Below are 9950 nucleotides of genomic sequence, written 5' to 3'. Positions count from 1 at the left end.
GCTACATCTACATGCTGAAGCTGCACCACCTGGTGGACGACAAGATCCACGCCCGCTCGATCGGCCCCTACAGCCTGGTCACCCAGCAGCCGCTGGGCGGCAAGGCGCAGTTCGGCGGTCAGCGCTTCGGGGAGATGGAGGTCTGGGCGCTCGAGGCCTACGGCGCCGCCTACACCCTGCAGGAGATGCTGACGGTGAAGTCGGACGACGTGGCCGGACGGACCAAGGTCTACGAAAGCATCGTCCGCGGCGACGACACCTTCGAAGCCGGCATCCCGGAAAGCTTCAACGTGCTGGTCAAGGAGATGCGCTCCCTGGGCCTGAACGTGGAGCTGGAGAACAGCTGACGCGACCCTTTTAGCCCTTCCCGGTTTCGGCCGGGGAGGGCGGTCCGCCTCTCTGTTTTCCCTGACATTTTTCGCGGGCAGATCCCGCAGAAGGAACCAAGATGAACCAGGAAGTCCTGAACATCTTCAATCCGGTCCAGGCCGCTCCGACCTTCGACCAGATCCGTATCGCGCTCGCCTCGCCGGAGAAGATCCGTTCGTGGTCGTTCGGCGAGATCAAGAAGCCCGAGACCATCAACTACCGCACGTTCAAGCCCGAGCGTGACGGCCTGTTCTGCGCGCGCATCTTCGGCCCGACCAAGGACTACGAGTGCCTGTGCGGCAAGTACAAGCGCATGAAGTACAAGGGCATCATCTGCGAGAAGTGCGGCGTCGAGGTCACCCTCGCGCGCGTCCGGCGCGAGCGGATGGGCCACATCGAGCTGGCCAGCCCCGTCGCCCACATCTGGTTCCTGAAGTCGCTGCCCAGCCGCATCTCGATGATGCTGGACATGGCGCTGAAGGACATCGAGCGCGTGCTCTACTTCGAGCACTACATCGTCACCGAGCCCGGCCTGACGCCGCTGAAGCAGCACCAGCTGCTCTCGGAAGACGAGTACATGCGCTTCCAGGACGAGTTCGGCGACGACAGCTTCACCGCCGAGATCGGCGCCGAGGCTGTGCAAGGTCTGCTGCGCGCGCTCGACCTCAGCAAGGAAGCCGACAAGCTTCGTGAGGAGCTGATCACCACCACCTCGGAGATGAAGCTGAAGAAGGCGTCCAAGCGCCTCAAGCTGATCGAGAGCTTCATCGAAAGCGGCAACAAGCCGGAGTGGATGATCCTCACCGTGGTGCCGGTGATCCCGCCGGAACTGCGCCCGCTGGTGCCGCTGGACGGCGGCCGTTTCGCCACCTCGGACCTGAACGACCTCTACCGCCGGGTCATCAACCGCAACAACCGCCTGAAGCGGCTGATCGAGCTGCGCGCGCCGGACATCATCATCCGCAACGAAAAGCGGATGCTGCAGGAAGCCGTCGACGCCCTGTTCGACAACGGCCGCCGCGGCCGGGTCATCACCGGCGCCAACAAGCGTCCGCTGAAGTCCCTGGCCGACATGCTGAAGGGCAAGCAGGGCCGCTTCCGCCAGAACCTGCTCGGCAAGCGCGTCGACTACTCCGGCCGTTCGGTCATCGTGGTGGGCCCGGAGCTGAAGCTGCACGAGTGCGGCCTGCCGAAGAAGATGGCGCTGGAGCTGTTCAAGCCGTTCATCTACGCGCGGCTGGACGCCAAGGGCCTGTCGGGCACCGTCAAGCAGTCCAAGCGCATGGTGGAGCGTGAGCAGCCGGCCGTCTGGGACATCCTGGACGAGGTGATCCGCGAGCACCCGGTTCTGCTGAACCGCGCACCGACCCTGCACCGCCTCGGCATCCAGGCCTTCGAGCCCAAGCTGATCGAAGGCAAGGCGATCCAGCTTCACCCGCTGGTCTGCGCGGCCTTCAACGCCGACTTCGACGGCGACCAGATGGCCGTCCACGTGCCGCTCTCGCTGGAAGCCCAGCTTGAAGCGCGCGTGCTGATGATGAGCACGAACAACATCCTGTCGCCCGCCAACGGCCGGCCGATCATCGTGCCGTCGCAGGACATCGTGCTGGGCCTCTACTACCTGTCGCTGGTGAAGGACGGCGAGCCGGGCGAAGGCAAGGTGTTCACCGACCTGAACGAGATCGATCAGGCCCTGGACGCCGGCGTCGTGACCCTGCACTCCAAGGTCCGCGCCCGTCACACCGAGATGAACGCCGAGGGCGTCTTGGTCCGCAAGGTCATCGAGACCTCGCCGGGCCGGATGAAGATCGCGGCTCTGTTCCCGCAACACCCGGCCGTGGGTCACCGTCTTCTTGAGAAGAACCTCACGAAGAAGGAGATCGGCAACCTGATCGACACCGTCTACCGGCACTGCGGTCAGAAGGCGACGGTCATCTTCGCCGACCAGATCATGGGCCTGGGCTTCAAGGAAGCGGCCAAGGCCGGCATCTCCTTCGGCAAGGACGACATCGTCATCCCGGCCCGCAAGGCCCCGATCGTCGAAGAGACCCGCAAGCTGGTGGAAGAGTACGAGCAGCAGTACGCCGACGGCCTGATCACCAAGGGCGAGAAGTACAACAAGGTGGTCGACGCCTGGGCCAAGGCCACCGACCGGGTCGCCGACGAGATGATGGCCGAGGTCTCGACCGCCGAGAAGGACGCCTCGGGCCGCGAAGGCGAGATCAACTCGATCTTCATGATGAGCAACTCCGGCGCCCGCGGTTCGCAGGCCCAGATGAAGCAGCTCGGCGGGATGCGCGGCCTGATGGCCAAGCCGTCCGGCGAGATCATCGAGACGCCGATCATCTCGAACTTCAAGGAAGGCCTGACCGTCCAGGAGTACTTCAACTCCACCCACGGCGCCCGTAAGGGCCTGGCCGACACCGCGCTGAAGACCGCCAACTCCGGCTATCTGACGCGCCGCTTGGTCGACGTGGCGCAGGACTGCATCATCACCGAGGAAGACTGCGGCACCACGCGGGGCATCACCCTGCGCGCTGTGGTCGAAGGCGGCGACGTGCTGGTCTCGCTGGGCCTGCGGATCCTCGGCCGCTTCGCGGCGGAGGACATCAAGGACCCGAACAGCGGTGAGGTCATCGTTCCGGCCGACACCTACCTGAACGAGAACATGTGCGACGTGGTGGAGAACGCCGGCGTCCAGTCGGTGAAGATCCGCTCGGTCCTGACCTGCGAGACCAAGGTCGGCGTCTGCGGCGCCTGTTACGGCCGCGACCTGGCCCGCGGCACCCCGGTGAACATCGGCGAGGCGGTTGGCGTCATCGCCGCCCAGTCCATCGGCGAGCCAGGCACCCAGCTGACCATGCGGACCTTCCACATCGGCGGCACGGCCCAGGTGGCGGAGCAGTCGTTCTTCGAAAGCGCCAACGACGGCGTGGTGAAGATCAGCGGCGGCAACACCGTGACCAACGCCCAGGGCCACCTGATCGGCATGAGCCGCAACCTGCAGCTCACCGTCCAGGTCGACGGCAAGGACCGCGAGTCCTACAAGCCGCCCTACGGCGCGCGCCTGCGCGTCAAGGACGGCGAGAAGGTCAAGCGCGGCCAACGCCTCGCCGAATGGGACCCCTACACCACCCCGATCATCACCGAGGTGGGCGGCAAGGTGCGGTTCGAGGACCTGGTGGAGAACATGTCGGTCCGCGAGGAAGCCGACGAGGCCACCGGCATCACCAACCGCGTGGTCATCGACTGGCGCGCCTCCACCAAGGGCTCGGACCTGCGTCCGGCCATGGCGGTGATCGGCGAAGACGGCGCCTACATGCGCATCTCCAACGGCGGCGAGGCCCGTTACCTCCTGCCGGTGGGCGCGGTGCTCTCGATCGGCGACGGCGACGAGGTAAAGCCTGGCGAGGTCATGGCGCGGATCCCCACGGAAAGCGCCAAGACGCGGGACATCACCGGCGGTCTGCCGCGGGTGGCCGAGCTGTTCGAAGCCCGCCGTCCGAAGGACTGCGCGGTGATCGCCGAGATGGACGGCCGGGTCGAGTTCGGGCGCGACTACAAGAACAAGCGGCGGATCAAGATCACCCCGGAAGACGGCGGCGAGGCGGTCGAGTTCCTGATCCCGAAGGGCAAGCACATCGCCGTCCACGACGGCGACGTGATCCGCAAGGGCGAGTACCTGATCGACGGCAACCCGGACCCGCACGACATCCTGCGGATCCTGGGCATCGAGGCGCTGGCCGACTTCCTGGTCAATGAGATCCAGGAGGTCTACCGACTGCAGGGCGTGCCGATCAACGACAAGCACATCGAGACGATCGTCCGTCAGATGCTGCAGAAGGTCGAGATCCTCGAACCCGGCGACACCGGCCTGCTCAAGGGCGACCACCTCGACAAGATCGAAGTGGACGAGGAGAGCGCCAAGGCCGAGGCCCGCGGCGGCCGTCCGGCCCTCGTGCAGCCGGTCCTGCTCGGCATCACCAAGGCGTCGCTGCAGACCCGCAGCTTCATCTCGGCGGCGTCGTTCCAGGAAACCACCCGCGTCCTCACCGAAGCCTCTGTCCAGGGCAAGGTCGACACCCTGGAAGGGCTGAAGGAGAACGTGATCGTGGGCCGCCTGATCCCGGCCGGCACCGGCTCCTACCTGCGCAACCTGCAGCGGATCGCCGCCAAGCGCGACGAGGCGCTGACGGCCAGCCGCGAGGAGGCCATGGAGCCGCTTCCGGAAGCCATCGCCGTCGAGGCGGAGGCCGAGAAGGTCGACTAGTCCAGTCTCTCCAGACTGACGCGTACCGAGCGGCCCGGGAGCGATCCCGGGCCGTTTTGGTGTCCGATGGGACGGCCTCTACCTCTTGACGTGCGCGCCGCAGGCGTCGGCCGAGATGCCGAGGTCCATACAGGCCTGCTCCGCCGAGGCGCCGGGGTTGGCGGCGCCGGGCGCGGAGCCGAACGTCATCGGCGCCTGCTTGTAGCGGAGGTCGGCCTCCTTCTTCGCGCCGGCGGCGTCCAGCAGGCGCTGCTTGTCGGCGGTGAGGCCGAGGCCCGCGAACTCGGCGTCCTTGGCGCCCTTGCCGAACTTCTCGGCGCAGGCGTCGCGCTCGGCCTTGTTGAGGCCGACGGCGTCGGCGTTGGCGCAGCCGACGTAGCTGCCGCGCAGCGCCGTGCGCACGTCGCCTTTCGGCCCCTCGGGCTGCGGGGCGGGATGGACCGCGGGGACCGCCTTGGGCGTCGCGGGTCCCGGCGCCGGCGCGGGGGCCGGCGTGGGCGCGACGGGCAGGGTGGGGATGTCCGGCGGCAGGAACGGCTGTGGGCGGCGGTGCAGGCGGATCGGCTGTTGCTGGGCGAGCCGGCCGGCGGCGGGCGGCGGCGTCCGCGGCATGATCAGGATCGGGATGATCGCCTCGGGCGGACCCGGGAAATCCGTCGGCGGCGGCAGGCTCGGCCGTTCCAGGAGCAGGACCACGGCCACGGCGACGTGCGCCGCGATCGACGCAGCGACAGCCCAGGTCGTTTGGCGGCGGCGCCTCGCCGTCAGCATCCCGCGTGGTCCCTCGCCAGCGTTTTCGCACAGGGAAAGCGCGCCGGCGGCGTTTTCGTGGCGAACAGCCGGCCCCGCCCTAGACTCTGTCCCGGTTGGCTAGCAAGCTAATCGGGAAGAGCAGGGTCGTCGCTTTCGGCTGCGAGCCCTTCTCGTCCGCGTACGATGATCCATCGCGCGCGGGAAGGGCCCTAGGGTACCGGGATGTCCACCTCCGGGTCGAGGGGGCCTTTCGGCGGTTCGATGAAACAGGGTCCGAGCCAGAGCGCGTGGGGCAGCATCTGCTTGTGCGTCGGCTTCTTGCCCGGCCCGAAGGGGACGACGCAGCCGACCCCCGGCAGGTGGTCGCCTGAACTCGAATTGCGGGGCTCGGGGTCTAGCCGCCCCAGCGCGCCGGGCGCCCGGTTCGGGGTCCAGGGCTTGTCCGGCGCCTTGGCCTTGGCGACGGCGTCGTAGTAGGCGCGCATCCGCGGGGCGAGCTGCAACTGAAGCGTGGGCGCGTTGGCGGCGCCGGCGCCCAGCTGCTCCTCGCAGCGGATCCGGTCCTCGCGGCTCAAGGCGCCAGCGTTGGCGCAGCCGAGCACCCCATGCCGCAGGGCGGCGGTGAGGTCCGGCGCGGGCGGCCCCTGATCGGCGCCGGAGGGTGCGGGCGCGGCGCTCGCAGCCGACGGGGCGGATAGCCTTTCCGCCGGCGTCTCCGCCGCCTCGCGGGGGGCCAGCGGCAGGCTCTGCGGGATGCTGGGCTCGCGGCGGTGCAGGCGGATCTGGCCGGGGCGCACAAGGCCGCCGGCGTCGGCCTGGACGCGCGGCAGGATCAGCACCGGGATGAACGCCAGCGGCGGGCCGGCGTCGTCACGCGGCGGAGGCAGGGTGACATGCTGCGAGAGGGCGAAGGCCACCACCGCCAGGTGCGCCAGCACCGAGGCTGCGATCGTCCAGGCGGCGCGGCGGCGTGCGACCGTCTGCATCCGTCCCCCTTGGCGGCCTTCCACAAGGGAGCTTGGCTGTCGCGGCGATTTCGTGGCTGAAATCAGGGCTGAATTGCGGAGGCCGGCCGAACGGCGTCCGCCGAGGGGGTGGCCCCGTCCGCGCAGGCCCCGTAAACGTTGACGGGCGGGCGCTTCACGACTATGTAGCGCGCTCTTTCGAGGCCGGGATTCGTCCCCGCCCCGGTGGACCCTTCTCCGTCGGCACGCTCGTAAGCGCGTCCCGGCGGGTTTTTGCGTTCAGCGGGCGGCTTTCGAAAACCCGAGAATTTGGACCTTAAACTGAGGCGCTTCGGCCAAACGGCACACGCCTCCACGCAAGCGAGACTAGATGCCGACAGTCAACCAGTTGATCCGCAAACCGCGCCAGGACAAGCCCTCGCGCAACAAGGTCCCGGCCCTGAAGGGCTGCCCGCAGCGCCGCGGCGTCTGCACCCGGGTCTACACCACGACCCCGAAGAAGCCGAACTCCGCCCTGCGGAAGGTCGCCAAGGTGCGCCTGACCACGGGCATCGAGGCGGTGTGCTACATCCCCGGCGAAGGCCACAACCTGCAGGAACACTCCGTGGTCCTGATCCGCGGCGGCCGCGTGAAGGACCTTCCGGGCGTGCGCTACCACATCCTGCGCGGTGTGCTCGATACGCAGGGCGTCAAGGATCGCCGCCAGCGTCGTTCGCTCTACGGCGCCAAGCGTCCGAAGTAAGGAAGAAGAAGAATGTCCCGCCGCCGTCGCGCAGAGAAACGCCAAGTCCTGCCGGACCCGAAGTTCGGGGACCTGGTCGTCACCAAGTTCATGAATTACGTGATGTACGAAGGTAAGAAGGCCGTCGCCGAGAACATCCTCTACGGCGCCTTCGACATCCTCGAAGCCAAGCGCAAGGACCAGGGTCCCCTGGAAACCTTCCACGCGGCCCTCGAGAACGTCTCTCCGGCCATCGAGGTGAAGTCCCGCCGGGTCGGCGGCGCCACCTACCAGGTGCCGATGGAGGTCCGTCCGGACCGCCGCCGTGCGCTCGCCATCCGCTGGATCGTCAGCGCCGCGCGTAACCGCGGCGAGAACACCATGACGGAAAAGCTGGCCGGTGAGCTGCTGGACGCCTCTTCCAACCGCGGCTCCGCGGTGAAGAAACGCGAAGACACCCACAAGATGGCCGAAGCCAACCGGGCCTTCTCGCACTACCGCTGGTAAGCCCAAAAACACTGAGCTTTCCGGCGCGGGCGGTTTGAGATAAACCGCCCGCGCCGTTCGTTCAGGCCCCCCGCCACCGATCCCAAGACCGCAACCGCCCTACGACCGCACCCCTTTTCAGAGCTGTCCGCTATGCCCCGCACGACGAAAATCGAAGACTACCGAAACTTCGGCATCATGGCCCACATCGATGCCGGCAAGACGACGACGACGGAGCGGATTCTCTATTACACGGGCAAGAGCCACAAGATCGGCGAAGTCCACGACGGCGCCGCCACCATGGACTGGATGGAGCAGGAGCAGGAGCGCGGCATCACCATCACGTCCGCCGCCACCACCGCCATGTGGAACGGCAAGCGCCTGAACATCATCGACACCCCCGGGCACGTGGACTTCACCATCGAGGTGGAACGTTCGCTACGCGTGCTGGACGGCGCCGTGGCCGTGCTCGACGGCAACCAGGGCGTGGAGCCGCAGACCGAGACGGTCTGGCGCCAGGCCGACCGCTACAACGTTCCGCGCATCGTGTTCGTCAACAAGATGGACAAGATCGGCGCCGACTTCCAAATGTGCCTGAAGACCATCCGCGACCGGCTGGGCGTCAAGGCGGTGCCGATCCAACTGCCGATCGGCTCGGAAACCAACCTGAAGGGCGTCGTCGACCTGATCCGCATGAAGGCGGTGGTCTGGGATAGCGAAGGCCTGGGCGCGAACTATCACGACGAAGAGATTCCGGCCGACATGAAGGACGCGTGCGGCGAAGCCCGCCACTACATGATCGAGAACGCCGTCGAGCTCGACGACGAGGCGATGGAAGCCTACCTGTCCGGCGAAGAGCCGTCGGTGGACGTCATCAAGAAGTGCATCCGCAAGGCGGTGCTGACCGGGGCTTTCTATCCGATCCTCGCGGGCTCGGCCTTCAAGAACAAGGGCGTCCAGCCGTTGCTCGACGCCGTGGTCGATTATCTGCCGTCGCCGGTGGATATCCCGCCGACCCCGGGCATCGACTTCAAGACCGAAGAGCCGGTCGTGCGGAAGGCCTCCGACGAGGAGCCGCTGTCAGTCCTGGCGTTCAAGATCATGGACGACCCCTTCGTGGGCTCGCTGACATTCTGCCGCATCTATTCGGGCAAGATGGAGACCGGCATGGGTCTCCTGAACTCCAGCCGCGACAAGAAGGAACGCGTCGGCCGCATGCTGCTGATGCACTCCAACAACCGCGAGGACATCAAGGAAGCCTACGCCGGCGACATCGTGGCTCTGGCCGGCCTGAAGGACACCCGCACGGGCGACACCCTGTGCGATCCGATCAAGGCGCCCGTCATCCTGGAGAAGATGGACTTCCCGGCGCCGGTCATCGAGATCGCCATCGAGCCGAAGTCCAAGGCCGACCAGGAGAAGCTGGGCGTCGCGCTCGCCAAGATGGTCGCCGAGGACCCGTCCTTCACCGTCCAGACCGACCAAGAGTCGGGGCAGACGATCATGAAGGGCATGGGCGAGCTGCACCTGGACATCAAGGTCGACATCCTCAAGCGCACCTACAAGGTGGAAGCCAACATCGGCGCGCCGCAGGTGGCCTACCGCGAGAGCCTGGGGAAGGTCACCGACATCGACTACACCCACAAGAAGCAGACCGGCGGCACGGGCCAGTTCGCCCGGGTGAAGATCAAGTTCGAGCCGGGCGAGCAAGGCTCGGGCTTCGTCTTCGAGAGCGCCATCGTCGGCGGCGCGGTGCCGAAGGAATTCATCCCCGGCGTCGAAAAGGGCCTGACCTCGGCCAAGGAAAACGGCCTGTTGGCCGGCTTCCCGGTGATCGACTTCAAGGCCACGCTCTATGACGGCGGCTTCCACGACGTGGACTCCTCCGTGCTGGCCTTCGAAATCGCCAGCCGCGCGGCCTTCCGCGAGCTGCGCGAGCGCGGCGCGCCGAAGCTGCTCGAGCCAATCATGAAGGTCGAGGTGGTGACGCCCGACGAGTACATGGGCGACGTCATTGGCGACCTGAACAGCCGCCGGGGCCAGATCCAGGGCACGGAAAGCCGCGGCAACGCGCAGGTGGTCACCGCCTTCGTGCCGCTGGCCAACATGTTCGGCTACATCAACACGTTGCGGTCCTTCTCCCAGGGCCGCGCCAACTTCTCCATGACCTACGATCACTACGACCCGGTGCCGCAAGCGGTGGCCGACGAAGTGATCAAGAAGTACGCCTAATCCCAACCCTAGTTTAGAGGACAAGCCCGGACAGGGCTGGAGCTTGAAATGGCCAAAGAGAAATTCGAACGCAATAAGCCGCACTGCAACATTGGCACGATTGGTCACGTTGACCATGGCAAGACGACGTTGACGGCGGCGATCACCTTTACGC

The 9950-nt window shown here is 66.8% G+C and carries 8 protein-coding genes; 6 read left to right on the top strand and 2 right to left on the bottom strand.

Annotated elements, in window-relative coordinates:
• The coding region (locus tag E8A49_RS03225; protein ID WP_293376296.1) for a hypothetical protein at positions 1–347 on the top strand (347 nt) is incomplete at its 5' end.
• Positions 348–448: 101 nt separating this feature from the next.
• Entirely contained in the window at positions 449–4639 is a 4191-nt protein-coding gene (gene rpoC, locus E8A49_RS03220; RefSeq protein ID WP_293376294.1) for a DNA-directed RNA polymerase subunit beta', read from the top strand.
• A gap of 78 nt (positions 4640–4717) precedes the next feature.
• On the opposite strand, the gene E8A49_RS03215 is transcribed toward rpoC, so the two are convergent.
• Both E8A49_RS03215 and E8A49_RS03210 read right to left on the bottom strand, forming a co-directional pair.
• Positions 4718–5410 carry a hypothetical protein gene (locus E8A49_RS03215; protein WP_293376292.1) on the bottom strand — a complete coding sequence of 231 codons (693 nt, stop codon included), beginning with the start codon at positions 5408–5410 and terminating at the stop codon, positions 4718–4720.
• A 191-nt stretch (positions 5411–5601) separates the two neighbouring features.
• On the bottom strand, positions 5602–6378 hold the full coding sequence (locus E8A49_RS03210; RefSeq protein WP_293376290.1) for a hypothetical protein: 777 nt from the start codon (positions 6376–6378) through the stop codon (positions 5602–5604).
• A 349-nt stretch (positions 6379–6727) separates the two neighbouring features.
• On the opposite strand from E8A49_RS03210, the gene rpsL reads away from it, so the two are divergent.
• The 4 genes from rpsL to E8A49_RS03190 all read left to right on the top strand — a co-directional run.
• Complete coding sequence (gene rpsL, locus E8A49_RS03205) at positions 6728–7099, top strand: 30S ribosomal protein S12 (protein WP_293345753.1); 372 nt, start codon at positions 6728–6730, stop codon at positions 7097–7099.
• Positions 7100–7111: 12 nt separating this feature from the next.
• Positions 7112–7585, top strand: a complete 474-nt coding sequence (gene rpsG / locus E8A49_RS03200; protein WP_293376288.1) for a 30S ribosomal protein S7 — start codon at positions 7112–7114, stop codon at positions 7583–7585.
• 132 nt (positions 7586–7717) lie between these two features.
• Positions 7718–9796 carry an elongation factor G gene (gene fusA, locus E8A49_RS03195; RefSeq protein ID WP_293376286.1) on the top strand — a complete coding sequence of 693 codons (2079 nt, stop codon included), beginning with the start codon at positions 7718–7720 and terminating at the stop codon, positions 9794–9796.
• A gap of 48 nt (positions 9797–9844) precedes the next feature.
• Positions 9845–9950, top strand: a 106-nt coding sequence (locus E8A49_RS03190; RefSeq protein WP_293376298.1) for a GTP-binding protein, incomplete at its 3' end; no start/stop codon positions are given.

The organism is Phenylobacterium sp. (assembly GCF_004799515.1).
Taxonomy (GTDB): Bacteria; Pseudomonadota; Alphaproteobacteria; order Caulobacterales; family Caulobacteraceae; genus Phenylobacterium.
This window is presented reverse-complemented; position numbering and strand designations above follow the sequence as displayed.

Coding starts and splice junctions, on each gene's coding strand:
- rpoC (WP_293376294.1), top strand. CDS start 449: ATGAACCAGGAAGTCCTGAACATCTTCAATCCGGTCCAGGCCGCTCCG.
- E8A49_RS03215 (WP_293376292.1), bottom strand. CDS start 5,410: ATGCTGACGGCGAGGCGCCGCCGCCAAACGACCTGGGCTGTCGCTGCG.
- E8A49_RS03210 (WP_293376290.1), bottom strand. CDS start 6,378: ATGCAGACGGTCGCACGCCGCCGCGCCGCCTGGACGATCGCAGCCTCG.
- rpsL (WP_293345753.1), top strand. CDS start 6,728: ATGCCGACAGTCAACCAGTTGATCCGCAAACCGCGCCAGGACAAGCCC.
- rpsG (WP_293376288.1), top strand. CDS start 7,112: ATGTCCCGCCGCCGTCGCGCAGAGAAACGCCAAGTCCTGCCGGACCCG.
- fusA (WP_293376286.1), top strand. CDS start 7,718: ATGCCCCGCACGACGAAAATCGAAGACTACCGAAACTTCGGCATCATG.